Genomic DNA, 15,788 nt, shown 5'->3' on the forward strand with positions numbered 1-15,788 from the left:
AGGGAGCGATTTCCCCTGCGGGTCAAACTCCTTTATGGTGAGGCCGATTTCACCCGCGCGTGAGACTGAACTCGATCAATATCAAAGGCTTGGGCGTTGGGCCGGGCCTTTGGAGGCACCCTTGACGACCTATGTTTCGACCCGGGGCGAAGCCCCGCGCCTCGGCTTTTGCGACGTGATGCTGACCGGGCTCGCCCGTGACGGCGGACTATATATTCCGGAAGTCTGGCCGCAGCTCACTCCCGATACCATCACCAGCCTGTTCGGCCGGCCGTACTGGGAGGTCGCCGTCGAGGTGATCCGGCCGTTCGTCGCCGGCGAGATCTCCGACGCCGAGCTCGGCCGGATGGCGAGCGACGCCTACGCCACCTTCCGGCATCCGGCGGTGGTGCCGCTGCGGCAGACCGGCCCGAGCCAGTTCGTGCTCGAGCTGTTCCATGGGCCGACGCTGGCGTTCAAGGACGTCGCGATGCAGCTGCTGTCGCGGCTGATGGATCACGTGCTGGAGAAGCGCAAACAGCGCACCACCATCGTGGTGGCGACTTCCGGCGACACCGGCGGTGCTGCGGTCGAAGCCTTCGCCAATCTGAACAATGTCGACCTCGTCGTGCTGTTTCCGCACGGCCGGATCTCCGACGTGCAGCGGATGATGATGACGACGTCGGGCGCTCCGAACGTGCATCCGCTGGCGATCGAAGGGCACTTCGACGACTGCCAGGCGATCGTGAAGGGGCTGTTCAATCACCATAAGTTCCGCGACCAGGTGGCGCTGTCCGGCGTCAACTCGATCAACTGGGCCCGTATCGTCGCGCAGGTGGTGTACTACTTCACCAGCGCGGTCGCGCTCGGTGCGCCGAACCGTGTGGTCGACTTCACCGTGCCGACCGGCAATTTCGGCGACATCTTCGCCGGCTACGTCGCCAAGAAGATGGGCCTGCCGGTGCGCCGGCTGAAGATCGCCGCCAACGTCAACGACATCCTGGCGCGCACCCTGAAGACCGGCATCTACGAGGTGCGCGAGGTCCACGCCACCACTTCGCCGTCGATGGACATCCAGGTGTCGTCGAATTTCGAGCGGCTGCTGTTCGAAGCCTCGGGGCGCGACGCGGCGCTGATCCGGTCGCTGATGGGCTCGCTCGGCCAGTCCGGCCGCTTCGTGCTGCCGGATGCGGTGCTCGCCGCGGTGCGCGAGGAGTTCGATGCCGGCCGTGCCGACGAGGCGGAGACCGAATCGGCGATCCGTGCCGCTTGGCGCGAGGCGGGCGATCTGATCGATCCGCACACCGCGGTGGCGCTGGCCGTGGCCGATCGCGACACCACCGATTCGAGCGTGCCGAACATCGTGCTGTCGACCGCCCATGCGGCGAAGTTCCCGGATGCGGTGGAAGCTGCTTGCGGCATCCGGCCGGATCTGCCGGCCTGGCTCGACGGGCTGATGAGCAAGACCGAAACGATCAAGATCATGCCGCGCGATCAGGTGGCGATCGAACGTCACGTGCTGGCGGTGAGCCGCGCCGCCAAGCAAGGAGCCGCCGGATGACCGTCGAAGTCAGTAAGCTTCCCTCCGGCCTCACCATCGTCACCGACACCATGCCGCATCTCGAGACCGCCGCACTCGGCGTCTGGACCGGCGTCGGCGGCCGTGACGAAAAGCCGGACGAGCACGGCATCTCGCATCTGCTCGAACATATGGCGTTCAAGGGCACCACGCGCCGCACCTCGCGCGAGATCGCCGAGGAGATCGAGGCGGTCGGCGGTGACCTCAATGCCGGCACTTCGACGGAGACCACCGCGTATTATGCGCGGGTGATGAAAGCGGACGTGCCGCTGGCGCTCGATGTGCTGTCGGACATTCTGGCCAATCCGTCGTTCGAGGCCGAAGAGCTCGAACGCGAGAAGAGCGTGATCGTGCAGGAGATCGGCGCCGCGCAGGATACGCCCGACGACGTCGTGTTCGAGTATCTGAACGAGCTGTGCTACCCGGAGCAGCCGATCGGCCGCTCGCTGCTCGGCACCGCCAAGACGCTGAAGAGCTTCAGCCGCGAAAAGCTGCAATCGTATCTGTCGACGCATTATCGCGGTCCCGACATGGTCGTGGCGGCGGCCGGCGCGGTCGATCACGCCCGCATCGTCGAAGAAGTGTCGCACCGCTTCGCCAGCTTCGACGCCACGCCGGCACCGAAACCGCAGCCGGCGATGTTCGGCGCCGGCGGCTCGCGGGTCGTGCATCGCGATCTCGAGCAGGCGCATCTGACGCTGGCGCTCGAAGGGCTGCCGCAGGGCGCGCCGACGCTGTTCAGCCTGCAGGTGTTCACCAACATCCTCGGCGGCGGAATGTCGTCGCGGCTGTTCCAGGAGGTGCGGGAGAAGCGCGGGCTGTGCTACTCGATCTACACCTTCCACGCGCCCTACAGCGACACCGGATTCTTCGGTCTCTACACCGGCACCGATCCGGCCGATGCGCCGGAGATGATGGAAGTGATCGTCGACGTCATCAACGACGCGGTCGACACCCTGACGGACGCCGAGATCTCGCGGGCCAAGGCCCAGATGAAGGCCGGCCTGCTGATGGCGCTGGAGAGCTGTTCGTCGCGTGCCGAGCAGCTTGCGCGGCACATCCTGGCCTATGGCCGGCCGTTGCCGGTCGACGAACTGGTCGGGCGAATCGATGCCGTCACCATTGACACCGCGCGGGAAGCCGGACGCACGCTGCTGGCACGGAGCCGGCCGGCCGTGGTGGCACTCGGCAGTGGCCGCGGTCTCGACAGAGCTGTCAGCTTTGCTGAAGGCTTGACACAGTCCAAGGCCAAGACGTCCTATCATTGAGCTGACGCCGCGGGTCGCGGCGTTCGAGGCCCGCCGATTCTGCGGGTCGGGAGTGCCGTGCATGGCGCTGTTTCGTATGCCATCCGTCGGGCCCGCTGCGCTGGCGCCGCGCGGCAATGGGCTGTTGCTGCGTGCGCCGCAGATGGCCGATTTCCCGCAATGGGCCGAGCTGCGCGAGTACAGCCGGGCCTATCTGACGCCGTGGGAGCCGATCTGGCCATCCGACGACCTGACCCGCTCCGGCTTTCGCCGCCGGCTGCGCCGCTACTCCGAAGACGTTGCCTCCGACCGCTCCTACCCATTTCTGGTGTTTCGTGAGCACGACAACCAGCTGGTGGGCGGGGTGACCCTCGCCAATGTCCGCCGCGGCATCGTTCAGGCCGGCACCATCGGCTATTGGATCGGCCAGCCGTTCGCGCATCAGGGCTATATGACGGCGGCGCTGCGGGTGCTGCTGCCGACTCTGTTCGGCGAGCTCAATTTGCACCGCGTCGAGGCCGCCTGCATCCCGACCAATGCGCCGTCGATCCGGGTGCTGGAGAAGTGCGGCTTCACCCGCGAGGGACTGGCCCGGCGGTATCTGTGCATCAACGGCGTTTGGCAGGACCATCTGCTGTTCGGGCTGCTGCACGACGATTTCCGCGGCTGATTCGGCCGGTCCGGGAGCACCTGCCGCCTTTGGTTCGCCGGCATTGCTTTGCTATAACCCCGCCGGTCGCAACGAATTGGACAGCCGGGTAGGGTGAATGGCTCAGGAGATTGAACGGGTGCCGTCGCGGCACCGGATCGCGCGCGCGGCGCGCGCCACCGTCGCGGTGGCGATCTGCGGTACTGTGCTGGCGGCAACGCCGGCGTGGTCGCAATCGATCACCGATCGTTTCAAGAGCTTGTTCGGCAGCTCCGAGAAGGATCAGGCGCCGACCGTTTCCAACGGTCCGCCGGTCGAGAGCGAGCTGACCTGTCCGTCGGTGACGGTGCGCTCCGGTGCCTCGACCTATGCGGTCGGCCTGCCGGGTAAGGAAGCCAGCGGTTCGGATCTGCGCTACCAGGCGGTGATCAGCCGCACCGCGCGAGAATGCAATCTGAACACCGGCGTCATCACCGCCAAGATCGGCATCCAGGGCCGGATCATCGCCGGTCCGGCTGGTGCGCCGACCTCGGTCGACGTGCCGCTGCGCGTCGCGGTGGTGCAGGAAGGCGTGTCGCCGAAGACGGTCTTCACCAAGGCCTATCGCACCAGCGTCTCGATGCAGCCGGACGGCAGCGTGCCGTTCAGCCTGGTGGCCGAGGACGTCGCCTATCCGGCGCCGTCGGTCTCGGACAACGACGCCTATGTGTTTTATGTCGGCTTCGATCCGCAGGCGCTGAAGCCGGAGCCGAAGGCGCGCAAGCGGAAATAGCGGCGGCGGCGATCGACGGCAGCGACAACGCTGCCCGCGCCGCGACTGCAAAAACAAAAAGGCCGGCGCGATCGCTCGCGCCGGCCTTTGATTTGTACAGGCGTCAGCTCAGTTGAGCTTGCCGCGGACTTCCTGGATGCCCTTGCTGAGCAGCTCGTCGGCGAGGTTGCCCTTGACCGATTCCGACAGGATACGCGAAGCCGCCGCCACCGCTGCTTCGGCTGCCGCCGCGCGAACGTCGGCGAGCGCCTGGGCTTCGGCGAGGGCGATCTTGCTCTCCGCAGTCTTGGTGCGACGAGCGACGAAGTCTTCCAGCTTGGCCTTGGCTTCCGCCGCGATCCGCTCGGCGTCGGCCTTGGCGCTTTCGACGATCGCCTGCGCTTCGCGTTCGGCAGAGGCACGGCGCGCGCGATAGTCGGCGAGCAGCTTGGCGGCCTCTTCCTTCAGCTTGCGCGCTTCGTCGAGCTCCGCCTTGATCCGGTCGCGACGCTTGTCCAGCGCCTGCAGCACGGTGCGGTGCACGCCGAAATAGGCGAACACGCCGAGCAGAATGACGAACGCAATCGCGACCCAGGTTTCTGCTTCTCCGAAGATTGCCATCAGCCTCAGCCCTTCAACGAAGCGTCAACCGCGCTGTCCACCGCCTTGCCGTCCGGCGTCACGCCGGCGAGCTGCTGGACGATCGCCGAAGCGGCGTCCGACGCGATGTTGCGCACGTTACCCATCGCGGCGGTACGAGTCGCTGCGATGGTCTTCTCGGCGTCGGCGAGCTTCGCCGCGAGCCGCTGTTCCAGCGTCTTGCGCTCGGCTTCCGCCTGCGCATTGAGCTTTTCACGGGTTTCCGCGCCGATCGCCTGAGCCCGGGCGCGGGCGTCGGCGAGTTCGGCCTCATAGGCTTTCAGCGCGTCGTCCGCCTCGCCCTTCAGCTTCTGAGCCGCCGCCAGATCGCCGTCGATGGTCTTCTGCCGCTCTTCGATCACACCGCCGACGCGCGGCAGTGCGATCTTGGAAACGATCAGGTAGAGCGCAACGAATGCGATCGCCAGCGACACCAGTTGCGAGGCAAAGGTTTCCTGCTGGAAGGGCGGGAACGGCGCCTTGTGGCCTCCGCCCGCTTCCGTGTGGGCAGTGGTGCCCTTGGCGTCGCCATGACCTTGAGCCACGGGCTTCTCCTGTTCGGCCGGTCGCGACCCGGAAGGTCAGGACCGGATTTTGGATCTTAGAGGGCGAACAGCAGCAGCAGCGCGATCAGCAGCGAGAAGATGCCGAGCGCTTCGGTCACCGCGAAGCCGAAAATCAGGTTGCCGAACTGGCCCTGGGCGGCCGAGGGGTTACGCACCGCAGCGGCGAGGTAGTTGCCGAAGATGATGCCCACGCCAGCGCCGGCGCCGCCCATGCCAATGCAGGCAATACCAGCGCCAATGTACTTCGCGGCAATCGGATCCATGTAACGAACTCCTGTTGGGGTTGGGTGTAGTCGTTTGCGAGTGGGTCTTTAGTGGCCCGGATGAATTGCATCGTTGAGATAGATGCAAGTCAAAATGGCGAACACATAAGCCTGAAGGAACGCGACCAGCAGCTCCAGCGCGGTCAGCGCGATGGTCAGGCCGAGCGGCAGCACGGCGCCGAACCAGCCGACGATGCCGAGTGCGCCGAGCATCGCCACGAAGCTCGCGAACACCTTCAGCGCGATGTGGCCCGCCAGCATGTTGGCGAACAGACGCACCGAGTGCGAAACCGGCTTGAGGAAGAACGAGATCACTTCGATGAAGACGACCAGCGGCAGGATGTAGACCGGAACGCCGGAGGGCACGAACAGCTTGAAGAACTTCAGACCGTTCTTGGAAAACCCGTAGATCAGCACCGTGAAGAACACCAGCAGCGCCAGCGCGACGGTGACGATCAGGTGGCTCGACACCGTGAAGGTGTAGGGCACGATGCCGATCAGGTTCGATACGGCGATGAACATGAACAGAGAGAACACCAGCGGGAAGAACTTCAGGCCTTCCTTGCCGGCCGTCGACCGTATCATGTTGGCGACGAATTCGTAGGACAGCTCCGCGATCGACTGGAACCGGCCCGGCACCAATTGGCGGCCCGGCACCAGCATCAAGATGGCGATCAACGCCACCGTGCCGAACATGTAGGCCGACGAATTGGTGAACGCGATTTCTTGTCCGCCAATGTGACCGAGGGTGAAGAGCTTGGTGATCTGGAACTGATGGATCGGATCGGCGGCCATTCGTCTCTCAGTCTGTCGGTGTCGCGAGCTTGCGCGGGATTCGAACGATCGGTGCGCCTTGGATCCCGCTCAGAGTCGCTCGGATTGTTTTGCCATGACGCCTGCTGCCCGCATCACGTTGACTACACCGGCGATAAAGCCGATCAGCGCAAACGCAATGAGACCCCAGGGCGAGGTCGAAAACAAACGATCGATACCCCAGCCGAGAGCCGCTCCGCCGAGAACGCCCGCAATCAACTCCGATGAAAGCCGAAAACCGAGCGCCATCGCCGAGGCTTTGGCATGTCCGTTTTCACTTCCTGTTTCGGATTGATCCGTCTGGAGTTTCCGGCTCACCCGAGAATGGGTTAACCGTTGTTCCAGGCTTCCGAGCCGTGCGGAAAGCGCAGCCTCCTCAGGCGATCCGTCGCGCGGTTCATGCGTTGGTCGGCTGCTGTCGTGCGTGTCGTCCGCCATGTCGTGGAGACCCGAACTAGCTGCCGCTAACGATGAAATAACGCCCCAGAAACCCTTAAAAGCCGCGCGGACCATACTGACCACCTGTTGGCAAGTCAAGATTCGGTCGCAGCCGCTTACAGCGTTGTTTTGGCTGATTTTATTGAGGATTTGCGAGTCCGTGCGCTAACTTGTCCGCAGTGCATTTGCGGCGGTGCGCCATGATCCGGCTTGCATGGCCGGAATGGCTCTGATCCGATGCGATTGCTTCCGGCGATCGGTTCGCAACGGTCTCGCGGAAAGCCATCGTTATCGGAGACGGTATGTCGCGCCGGATCGACTACTACTTCTCGTTTCAATCGCCCTGGGCCTATATCGGCCACCAGCCGTTGCGGCGGCTGGTCGAGATCTACGATCTGCGGCTCGTCTACAAGCCGGTGTTGCTGACCGGGCTGTTTTCAGAGACCGGCGGTACGCCGCTGGCGAAGCGCCATCCGGCGCGGCAGCGCTACAGGCTGGTCGAGCTGCAGCGCTGGCGCGACAGGCGCGGGCTCGACTTCAAGTTGTGGCCGAAGCACTGGCCGTTCGATGCGCGGCTCGCCGATGGCGTGGTGATCGCGGCGCTCGCCGCTGGACACGATCCCGAGCCGTATCTGCAGCGCGCTTTTGCCGCGGTGTGGGAGCTCGAGCTTGATCTCGCCGAGCCAGCCGTGCTGATCGAGCTCGCCAATGCGGCCGGCCTGCCCGGCGAAAAGCTGGTGGCGCATGCCGGTTCGGACCAAATTCGCGCCGCTTACGAGCAGAACCGGCTGGATGCGATCGCCGCCGACGTGTTCGGCTCGCCCGCCTATGTGCTCGACGGCGAGGTGTTCTGGGGCCAGGACCGGATCGAACTGCTCGAGGATGCGTTGAAATCCGGTCGCGCCCCGTACCGGCCGACGAACTGAGGCCCCATATAGGCGGGGTCTTTGATTCCGAGAGGCGGAGCATCCCAATGAGCTTTGCACCCATGGTCGTGGCCTTCTTGCCCGCGGGCGCCAGGCGCGGCCCGCGCCTCGCCGCGCTGACATTGCTGCTTGCTGTCGGCGGCGCCGGCGGCGCGCTGGCCGAAACGCCACTGCCGGACAGCGAGAACGGCCGCTATGCCTTCAAGCCCGCAACCGAGGGCGTGGTGCGGCTCGATACCCGCACGGGCAAGGTCTCGACCTGCACCGATAAAGGCAGCGGATGGGCCTGCTACGAGATCGCCGATGAACGCGCCGCGTTCGATGCCGAGACCGGACGGCTGCAGGCCGAAATCGAGCGGCTGAAGAAAGAGGCCGATACACTGCGCGCTGCCAACGACGGCCTGAAGGCGCAGCTTGCCAGCGCCGGGCAGCCCGGCGTGAAGACCGATGAGGCGCTGCCCAAGAGTGACAAGCTGCCCCAGCCGCAGATCACCGAGAAGGACGGCCAGCGCAAACTGGAAATCCCGCTGCCGAGCGATCAGGACGTCAATCGGGTGATGGGCTTCCTCGAGCGCGCCTGGCGCCGTCTGGTCGAGACCGCCAACCGGCTGCAGAAGGACTTCAGCGGCGACAAGATCTGATCGGTCGCGACACGAGGTCATTGATGAGTTCATCCCGTACTCTCAGTCGCGCGCCGCTGGCGCACGCGACCGCCACCAGCGTCGCCTCGTCGCTCCTGACCGTGCAGACGAATGGGACCGGCTTTACCGACATCACACGCGAGCTCGCGGCATTCGTGACCGAGGCGCAGGCCAAGGACGGCGGCCTCACCGTGTTCGTGCGCCACACCTCCGCGTCGCTGACGATCCAGGAGAATGCCGATCCGACCGTGCTGGTGGATCTCGCCACAGTGCTGAACCGGCTCGCGCCGGAGAATGCCGGCTGGCGTCACGACACCGAGGGCCCGGATGATATGCCGGCGCACGTCAAGACGATGCTGACGTCGGTCTCGCTGCAGATCCCGGTGCTGCAGGGCCGGCTCGCGCTCGGCACCTGGCAGGGCGTGTATCTGATCGAGCACCGGGCGCGGCCGCATCGCCGCGAGGTCGTGCTGCAGTTCATCGGTACGACCGGATAGTTCCTCTTCTTGATCGCTTCGTCTTTGCGAGTGACGCGATCCAATCCAGCACGGTGCACCGAGATGGATTGGATCGTCCCTTCGCTCCTCGCGAGGAAGCTGTGAGGAATCTCAGTTTCCCAAAACAAAACGGCCGCGGATTGCTCCGCGGCCGTTGCTATTTGGTAGGGCCGGCGCCGGCCCGTTGATCATCAGGTCTTGCTGATGTCGACGTTCTTGGTCTCCGGCAGGAAGATCAGGCCAACCACGACCGTGATCGATGCGAACACGATCGGGTACCACAGGCCGGCATAGATATCGCCGGTCGAGGCGACGATCGCGAACGCGGTCGCCGGCAGCAGGCCGCCGAACCAGCCGTTGCCAATGTGATACGGCAGCGACATCGAGGTGTAGCGGATACGGGTCGGGAACAGTTCGACCAGAAGCGCCGCGATCGGGCCGTAGACCATCGTGACGAACAGCACCAGGACGAACAGCAATCCGATCACCGCTGCGGTGCTCGAATTGAACACGTCGAACGGGTGCGCCATCTTGATGATCTGCGGATTGCCGGCCTTCGGATAACCGGCTTCCTGCACCGCCGCGAGCACCTGCGGGTTGGAGGTCTTGGCGTCGGTGTACGGCACTTCCTTGTCGTTCACCATCACCTTGACGCCGGAGCCGGCGGGGCCGTTGATAGTGGAGTACTTCACCGACGACTTCGACAGGAAGTCACGCGCGGTGTCGCACGGCTTGGTGAAGACGCGGGTGCCGACCGGGTTGAACAGGTCGCCGCAGCCCGCCGGATCGGCGACGACTTGCACCTTCACGGTCTCGATCGCCTTTTCCAGCGCCGGGTTGGCGTAGGTGGTGATCATCCGGAAGATCGGGAAGAACGACAGCGCCGCGATCAGACAGCCAGTGAGGATGATCGGCTTGCGGCCGATCTTGTCCGACAGCCAGCCGAAGATGATGAAGAAGCCGGTGCCGAGCAGCAGCGACCACGCGATCAGCAGGTTCGAAGTGTAGCCGTCGACCTTCAGGATCGATTGCAGGAAGAACAGCGCGTAGAACTGGCCGGTGTACCAGACCACGCCCTGGCCCATCACCGCGCCGAGCAGCGCGATCAGCACGATCTTGGCGTTGCCCCAGTTGGCAAACGCTTCGGTCAGCGGTGCCTTCGAGCTCTTGCCTTCCTCCTTCATCTTCTTGAACACCGGCGACTCGTTGAGCCGCAGCCGGATCCAGACCGAGACGCCGAGCAAGGCGACCGACACCAGGAACGGCACGCGCCAGCCCCAATCGGCGAACGCCGCTTCGCCCACGATGGTGCGGGTGGCGAGGATCACCAGCAGCGACAGGAACAGGCCGAGGGTCGCGGTGGTCTGAATGAACGCAGTGTAGTAGCCGCGCTTGCCGGGCGGAGCATGCTCGGCCACGTAAGTGGCGGCGCCGCCATATTCGCCGCCGAGCGCCAGGCCCTGCAGCAGGCGCAGCGTGATCAGGATGATCGGGGCGGCGATGCCGATGGTGGCCGCGTTGGGCAGCAGGCCGACGATGAAGGTCGACAGGCCCATGATCAGGATGGTGACCAGGAAGGTGTATTTACGGCCGACGATGTCGCCGACCCGGCCGAACACGATGGCGCCGAACGGACGCACCAGGAAGCCGGCGGCGAAAGCGAGCAGCGCGAAGATGTCCCGGGTGGCCGGCGGATAAGCGCTGAAGAACTGGGCGCCGATAATCGCGGCGAGCGAGCCGTACAGGTAAAAATCGTACCATTCGAAAACGGTACCGAGCGAAGATGCAAGAATGACGAAGCGCTCGTCACGGGTCATTCCACCCGACCGCCTGCTCGTCTCGGCAAGTGTAGCCATCAGCGTCTGCCTCCCTTGGGTTGTTTCGAGGGCTATGTTGTTGTTTTGTTTGAGGTCCGAGCCACAGCGCCGGGCGCGCGGCAACGGTCCGTCAGTGTACGGTAGCACCGGTACCGTCCTGCGGCATTACGACTTTCGACGCCAAATCCGCTGATAGTTGCGCTTGCTCAATGTTTTTGGGTTGCCATAAGGGCATGATGGTATGGACAAGGCATTCACGTCCGCCTTGCCAGCCGTCCATCAGAGGGCGACACTTGCCACCCAACTTGCCATCGGTTCGCTTTGGCGTTCCGAGAGCGAAGACGGTTTGGTTCCAGCTTGCGAGTAATGGACACCATGAGCACCCCCGCCAGCACGCACTTGATCATTGCCGACGACCACCCGTTGTTTCGCGATGCGCTCCGTCTGGCGGTTGCCAGCGTGGTGTCCTCCGCGAAGATCGGTGAGGTCGGTTCCTTCGAAGACCTGACTGCAATGCTCGAGCGCGAGGGCGACGTCGACCTGGTGCTGCTCGACCTCAAAATGCCGGGGATCAGCGGGTTTTCCGGGCTGATCTACCTTCGGGCCCAGTATCCGGCGATCCCGGTCGTCGTGGTGTCGGCCAGCGACGACGTCGAAACCATCCGCCGCTCGCTCGATTTCGGCGCCTCCGGCTTCGTGCCGAAGCGGTTCGGCGTCGAAAAGCTCGGCGAGGCAATCCTGCGGGTGCTGGACGGCGACGTCTGGGTTCCGCCGGATGTCGACCTGTCGGCGGCGGCCGATCCCGAGACCTCCAAGCTGCGTGACCGGCTGGTGACGCTGACCCCGCAGCAGGTCCGGGTGCTGATGATGCTGTCCGAAGGCCTGCTCAACAAGCAGATCGCCTACGAGCTCGGGGTGTCGGAAGCGACCATCAAGGCTCACGTCTCGGCGATCCTGCAGAAGCTCGGCGTCGAAAGCCGCACCCAGGCGGTGATCGCCGCGGCCAAGATCTCCGGCAGCCAGTGGCGCCAGGAAGAACCGATCGCGTCGTAAGCCCAGCATTGGCTTAGGTCGACCAATTCTTGTTTATTCCGTCATGGCCGGGCTCGTCCCGGCCATCGACGTCTTTAGACGAGCGTAGCTGCGCAGCAAGGCGTGGATGCCCGGCACAAGGCCGGGCATGACGCAAGTCGTCGGCCTATCTCCCCGTCATTGCGATCGAAGCGAAGCAATTCAGGGTTCCGGCGCACGGGGCTCTGGATTGCTTCGTCGGCTTCGCTTCCTCGCAATGACGCTGCGAACTCGGCCCTTGCGCCGACCTGTCTCGGCGGCGCTCACTCCGCCGCCACGACCGACTGCTGGGCGTGCCACTGGCTCAGCAGCGCCCGCAGCGAGGCGGCTTTCACCGGTTTGTTCAGCACCGCGATCTCCTCTTGCCGCGCCGAGGCGCGGACGCCGGGGCTGCGATCGGCGGTGATCAAGATCGCCGGGATGCTCTGGCCGAAGCGGGCGCGGATTTCGCGAATCGCCGCGATGCCGTTGCCGCGGTCGAGGTGGTAGTCGACCAAAAGGCCGGTGACGCGCTGCTCGCTGCCCTCGATGGCGCGGACCGCGGCTTCCGGATCGGCGACCGCGATCACCTTGGCGTCCCAGGTGGTCAGCAGCGTCTTCATGCCGTCCAGGATCGCCGGATCGTTCTCGATGCAGACCACCAGGATGCCGCTCATCGAGGCGCGCGATAGCGGCGTGGCGCTGGTCACCGCTGCGGTGTGGTTGACGGCTTCGGCGACCGGCACCGTCACCGAGAAGCAGGAGCCGCCGCCGCGGTTGGAATCGAGCGCAATGCCGTGGTTGAGCACGCGGGCCAGCCGTTCGACGATCGACAGCCCGAGGCCCAGTCCGCGCGCGATCCGTGCGCCCTGTTCGAGCCGGTGAAATTCCTTGAAGATCTCGCCCCGCTTGAGGATCGGCACGCCGACGCCGGTGTCGTAGATGCCGATCCGGAGCGACTGCCCCTGACGGCGGCAGCCAACCAGCACGCGGCCCTGCGGAGTGTATTTGATCGCGTTCGAGATCAGGTTCTGCATCAGCCGGCGAAGCATCAGCCGGTCCGACTGCACCGGCAGCGAACACGGCACGAAGGTCAGCTCCAGCCCCTTGGCGCGCGCGGTCGGCGAGAACTCGATCTCCAGCGAGCGCATCAGGTCGCCGACCACGAAGTTGGTCAGCGACGGCGTCATCGCGCCAGCGTCGAGCCGCGAGATGTCGAGCAGCGCGCCGATGATTTCTTCGATCGCCTGCAGCGACTCGTCGATGTTCTCGACCAGGCGAGAATCTTCGCCCCCGTTCTGGCGTTCGACCAGGCTGGTGGCGTAGAGCCGGGCCGCGTTGAGCGGCTGCAGGATGTCGTGGCTGGCGGCGGCGAGGAAGCGGGTCTTGGAGATGTTGGCTTCTTCGGCCGTGCTCTTGGCGAGAGCTAGCTGCGAATTCAGCCGGGTCAGTTCCTCGGTGCGTTCACGCACCCGGCGTTCCAGCGTGGCGTTGGCGCGCTCCAGCGCTTCGGCGGCTTCGAAGCTTGGAGTGACATCGGAGAAGGTGATCACCAGGCCGCCGTCGGGCATCCGGTTGGCGCGGACCTCGACCACCAGATGGCGGTCCGGGAAGCGCTCGATGAACGGTTCGCCCTCGGTGGTGTAGGCCGCCATCCGCATCTGGGTGTGCGCTTCGGCGTCGATCGGTGCGGTGCTGTTGCTGGCGAGGAATTCCAGGATCTCGATCAGCGGAATGCCGATCTGGATGATGTGCGGCGGCAATCCCAGGATCTCGCCGAACTGCCGGTTCGAACAGATCAGTTGCAGCTCGGGATTGAACACCGCGATGCCCTGGCGAACGTGGTTCAGCGCGGTCTGCAGGATCTCGCGGTTGAAATGCAGCGCGGCGTGAGAATCGTCGAGCAGCTTCAGGGCAGCTTCAGCCGACACCGTGCGCTTGCGCAGCAGCAGTGACAGCACCAGCCGGGACGAAGCCGCACCGATCGACGAGGCGATCAGATGCTCGGCGTGCTTCAACAGTTCGAAATCGGCAGGTGCCGCGGGATCGAGTGTGATGCGGCGGCCGGCGGCGAAGCTGCGGAAGGAATCGCGCGTACGATCCGGGCCGAGATACTGCGACACGGCGCCGACAATGTCCTGCACCGTCACGGTGGTGCGCCAGCGCCGGAACGCCGGGGTCATCGGCGTCAGCGTGTCCGGGACGAAGACTTCGGCCTGCAGCCGTTCGATCGAGGACGGTTGCCGCAGCAGCGACAAAAGGATGTAGGCGACGAGATTAAGCGACAGGCTCCACAGCACGCCATGCAGCAGGGGCGGCAGATCGGAGCCGAACAGCGCCTGCGGCCGCAGCGCCTCGATGCCCCACGGGCCGTGCTGCAACAGCAGCAGTCCGGTGGTGCTGTTCTCCATGAAGCTCGGGATGAACAGCGTGTAGGCCCACACTGCGAATCCGACCAGCAGGCCGCCGATCGCGCCGCGCGCGGTGGCGCGACGCCAGACCAGGCCGCCGAAGAACGACGGCGCGAACTGAGCGATCGCGGCAAACGACAACAGGCCGATGGCGGCGAGCTGGGTGTTGCCGAGTGCCCGGTAGTAAAGATAGGCGAGGATCAGGATCGCGAAGATCGCGACCCGGCGCACCGTCAGCAAGAAACTGCCGAAATTGCGCTGTTCGTCGGGACGGGGCGCGCCGTGCCGCTTCAGCACCAGCGGCATCACCAGATCGTTCGACACCATCACGGCCAGCGCGACGCATTCGACGATCACCATCGCGGTCGCGGCCGACAGCCCGCCGATGAACACCGCGACGCTCAGCATCGGGGCGTCGGCGTCGATCGGCAGCGCCAACACGTACATGTCGCTGTCGACCTTGCCGAACGGGAATTTGACCAGGCCGGCGAGCGCGATCGGGATCACGAACAGATTGATCGCAATCAGGTACAGCGGAAACAGCCAGCGGGCGCGACCGACTTCGGCCTCGTTCGAATTCTCCACCACGCTGACGTGGAATTGCCGCGGCAGCATCATGAAGGCGCAGAACGACAGCGCCGTCATGGTCAGGAAGTTGGCCGGCGACGTCGAATCCAGCGCGCGCACCGCTTCGGGCATCTGCGTCGCCCGTTCGATCAGCGCCGATGGGCTGAACATCCAGAAGGTGACGAAGATGCCGGCCGCCAGGAACGCCACCAGCTTGACGATCGACTCGGTGGCGACCGCCAGCATCAGGCCGTGCTGATGCTCGGTGGCGCTGGCCTGCCGGGTGCCGAACAGCACCGTGAACAAGGCCATGGCCATCGCGACGATCAACGCGATGTCGCCGACGATCGGGATGTCGGCGATGTTGTGGTCGTCGCCGAGGATGGTCTGCAGCGACGACGACACCGCCTTCAGTTGCAGCGCGATGTAGGGGACCGAGCCGATGATCGCGATGATCGCCACGGTGGCGGCGACCTTCTGGCTCTTGCCGTAGCGGGCCGCAATGAAGTCGGCGATCGAGGTGATGTTCTGCGACTTGGCCAGTCGGATGACGCGGCGCAGCAGCGGTGCAGCGACCAATACCACCAGGACCGGGCCGACATAGATCGCCAGGAAGTCGAAGCTGGAGCGGCTGGCGAAGCCGACCGAGCCGAAGAAGGTCCAGGACGTGCAGTAGATCGCCAGCGACAGCGGATAGATCAGCCCGCCGGCGCGCTCGCGCTGGCCTTGCGAGAGCCGGTCGCCCCAGCTCGCGACGACGAATAGAAACCCGATGTAGGCGAGGGCGGCTGCGATCACGCCCCAGTCGTGCAGCATCGCGGTCGTGCTCCCTCGCGTCAGGCGGCAGGCGATTGATCAATCACTTCCCGTGCAGGCCGCCGGATGCAGGCCTGCAGGACGCAATTGCAAGTCTACCAAAACAGAAGGGGCGCCTGCGACAGGGATTTTCCCGGCC

15 protein-coding genes are annotated in these 15,788 nt (G+C 65.0%); 8 read left to right on the forward strand and 7 right to left on the reverse strand.

Annotation, left to right across the window (positions count from 1 at the left end; genetic code table 11):
• The first annotated feature begins 121 nt into the window (after positions 1–121).
• The 4 genes from thrC to RPPS3_RS04350 all read left to right on the forward strand — a co-directional run bounded on the left by thrC (position 122) and on the right by RPPS3_RS04350 (position 4,226).
• The gene (gene thrC / locus RPPS3_RS04335; protein ID WP_164633885.1) at positions 122–1,540 is read left to right on the forward strand and encodes a threonine synthase; all 1,419 of its coding nucleotides are present in this window, start codon (positions 122–124) and stop codon (positions 1,538–1,540) included.
• Positions 1,537–2,826: a M16 family metallopeptidase gene (locus RPPS3_RS04340; RefSeq protein WP_107343010.1), complete on the forward strand. Its 1,290-nt coding sequence runs from the start codon at positions 1,537–1,539 to the stop codon at positions 2,824–2,826. Before thrC ends, RPPS3_RS04340 begins: the two co-directional genes overlap by 4 nt.
• Before the next feature lie 61 nt (positions 2,827–2,887).
• Positions 2,888–3,475 carry a GNAT family N-acetyltransferase gene (locus RPPS3_RS04345; protein ID WP_012494521.1) on the forward strand — a complete coding sequence of 196 codons (588 nt, stop codon included), beginning with the start codon at positions 2,888–2,890 and terminating at the stop codon, positions 3,473–3,475.
• Positions 3,476–3,572: 97 nt separating this feature from the next.
• Positions 3,573–4,226, forward strand: coding sequence for a hypothetical protein (locus RPPS3_RS04350; RefSeq protein ID WP_107343011.1), 654 nt, complete (start codon positions 3,573–3,575; stop codon positions 4,224–4,226).
• 108 nt (positions 4,227–4,334) lie between these two features.
• Here RPPS3_RS04350 and RPPS3_RS04355 read toward each other — a convergent pair whose 3' ends face one another.
• The 5 genes from RPPS3_RS04355 to RPPS3_RS04375 form a co-directional block, all read right to left on the reverse strand.
• Positions 4,335–4,826: an ATP F0F1 synthase subunit B gene (locus RPPS3_RS04355; RefSeq protein ID WP_107343012.1), complete on the reverse strand. Its 492-nt coding sequence runs from the start codon at positions 4,824–4,826 to the stop codon at positions 4,335–4,337.
• Between the two features lie 5 nt (positions 4,827–4,831).
• The gene (locus tag RPPS3_RS04360) at positions 4,832–5,389 is read right to left on the reverse strand and encodes a F0F1 ATP synthase subunit B (protein ID WP_107343013.1); all 558 of its coding nucleotides are present in this window, start codon (positions 5,387–5,389) and stop codon (positions 4,832–4,834) included.
• Between the two features lie 56 nt (positions 5,390–5,445).
• A complete protein-coding gene (locus RPPS3_RS04365; protein ID WP_009796340.1) occupies positions 5,446–5,673 on the reverse strand; it encodes a F0F1 ATP synthase subunit C in 228 nt (75 codons plus the stop codon).
• Positions 5,674–5,721: 48 nt separating this feature from the next.
• Positions 5,722–6,468 (reverse strand): F0F1 ATP synthase subunit A, encoded by a 747-nt coding sequence (locus tag RPPS3_RS04370; protein ID WP_107343014.1) that lies wholly within the window; start codon positions 6,466–6,468, stop codon positions 5,722–5,724.
• A 69-nt stretch (positions 6,469–6,537) separates the two neighbouring features.
• Positions 6,538–6,924 (reverse strand): AtpZ/AtpI family protein, encoded by a 387-nt coding sequence (locus RPPS3_RS04375; RefSeq protein ID WP_107346425.1) that lies wholly within the window; start codon positions 6,922–6,924, stop codon positions 6,538–6,540.
• A 302-nt stretch (positions 6,925–7,226) separates the two neighbouring features.
• Between RPPS3_RS04375 and RPPS3_RS04380 the strand changes: the two genes are divergently transcribed.
• The 3 genes from RPPS3_RS04380 to RPPS3_RS04390 are packed head-to-tail and all read left to right on the forward strand — an operon-like array spanning position 7,227 to position 8,988.
• Positions 7,227–7,850 carry a 2-hydroxychromene-2-carboxylate isomerase gene (locus tag RPPS3_RS04380; protein WP_107343015.1) on the forward strand — a complete coding sequence of 208 codons (624 nt, stop codon included), beginning with the start codon at positions 7,227–7,229 and terminating at the stop codon, positions 7,848–7,850.
• 47 nt (positions 7,851–7,897) lie between these two features.
• Positions 7,898–8,491, forward strand: coding sequence for a hypothetical protein (locus tag RPPS3_RS04385; RefSeq protein WP_107343016.1), 594 nt, complete (start codon positions 7,898–7,900; stop codon positions 8,489–8,491).
• Positions 8,492–8,514: 23 nt separating this feature from the next.
• Positions 8,515–8,988 carry a secondary thiamine-phosphate synthase enzyme YjbQ gene (locus RPPS3_RS04390; RefSeq protein WP_107343017.1) on the forward strand — a complete coding sequence of 158 codons (474 nt, stop codon included), beginning with the start codon at positions 8,515–8,517 and terminating at the stop codon, positions 8,986–8,988.
• 191 nt (positions 8,989–9,179) lie between these two features.
• On the opposite strand, the gene RPPS3_RS04395 is transcribed toward RPPS3_RS04390, so the two are convergent.
• A complete protein-coding gene (locus tag RPPS3_RS04395) occupies positions 9,180–10,844 on the reverse strand; it encodes an MFS transporter (protein WP_107343018.1) in 1,665 nt (554 codons plus the stop codon).
• A gap of 336 nt (positions 10,845–11,180) precedes the next feature.
• Between RPPS3_RS04395 and RPPS3_RS04400 the strand changes: the two genes are divergently transcribed.
• Positions 11,181–11,858, forward strand: a complete 678-nt coding sequence (locus tag RPPS3_RS04400; RefSeq protein ID WP_011156603.1) for a response regulator transcription factor — start codon at positions 11,181–11,183, stop codon at positions 11,856–11,858.
• Between the two features lie 281 nt (positions 11,859–12,139).
• On the opposite strand, the gene RPPS3_RS04405 is transcribed toward RPPS3_RS04400, so the two are convergent.
• A complete protein-coding gene (locus RPPS3_RS04405; RefSeq protein WP_107343019.1) occupies positions 12,140–15,649 on the reverse strand; it encodes a hybrid sensor histidine kinase/response regulator in 3,510 nt (1,169 codons plus the stop codon).
• Positions 15,650–15,788 lie beyond the last annotated feature (139 nt).

It is taken from the genome of Rhodopseudomonas palustris (assembly GCF_003031265.1).
GTDB classification, from domain to species: Bacteria; Pseudomonadota; Alphaproteobacteria; order Rhizobiales; family Xanthobacteraceae; genus Rhodopseudomonas; species Rhodopseudomonas palustris_H.

Excerpts from the sequence above, each read along its gene's own strand:
- RPPS3_RS04350 (WP_107343011.1), top strand. The coding sequence starts at position 3,573 with ATGGCTCAGGAGATTGAACGGGTGCCGTCGCGGCACCGGATCGCGCGC.
- RPPS3_RS04400 (WP_011156603.1), top strand. The coding sequence starts at position 11,181 with ATGAGCACCCCCGCCAGCACGCACTTGATCATTGCCGACGACCACCCG.
- RPPS3_RS04390 (WP_107343017.1), top strand. The coding sequence starts at position 8,515 with ATGAGTTCATCCCGTACTCTCAGTCGCGCGCCGCTGGCGCACGCGACC.
- RPPS3_RS04370 (WP_107343014.1), bottom strand. The coding sequence starts at position 6,468 with ATGGCCGCCGATCCGATCCATCAGTTCCAGATCACCAAGCTCTTCACC.
- RPPS3_RS04340 (WP_107343010.1), top strand. The coding sequence starts at position 1,537 with ATGACCGTCGAAGTCAGTAAGCTTCCCTCCGGCCTCACCATCGTCACC.
- RPPS3_RS04375 (WP_107346425.1), bottom strand. The coding sequence starts at position 6,924 with ATGGCGGACGACACGCACGACAGCAGCCGACCAACGCATGAACCGCGC.
- RPPS3_RS04355 (WP_107343012.1), bottom strand. The coding sequence starts at position 4,826 with ATGGCAATCTTCGGAGAAGCAGAAACCTGGGTCGCGATTGCGTTCGTC.
- RPPS3_RS04385 (WP_107343016.1), top strand. The coding sequence starts at position 7,898 with ATGAGCTTTGCACCCATGGTCGTGGCCTTCTTGCCCGCGGGCGCCAGG.
- RPPS3_RS04380 (WP_107343015.1), top strand. The coding sequence starts at position 7,227 with ATGTCGCGCCGGATCGACTACTACTTCTCGTTTCAATCGCCCTGGGCC.
- RPPS3_RS04365 (WP_009796340.1), bottom strand. The coding sequence starts at position 5,673 with ATGGATCCGATTGCCGCGAAGTACATTGGCGCTGGTATTGCCTGCATT.
- RPPS3_RS04395 (WP_107343018.1), bottom strand. The coding sequence starts at position 10,844 with ATGGCTACACTTGCCGAGACGAGCAGGCGGTCGGGTGGAATGACCCGT.
- RPPS3_RS04345 (WP_012494521.1), top strand. The coding sequence starts at position 2,888 with ATGGCGCTGTTTCGTATGCCATCCGTCGGGCCCGCTGCGCTGGCGCCG.
- RPPS3_RS04405 (WP_107343019.1), bottom strand. The coding sequence starts at position 15,649 with ATGCTGCACGACTGGGGCGTGATCGCAGCCGCCCTCGCCTACATCGGG.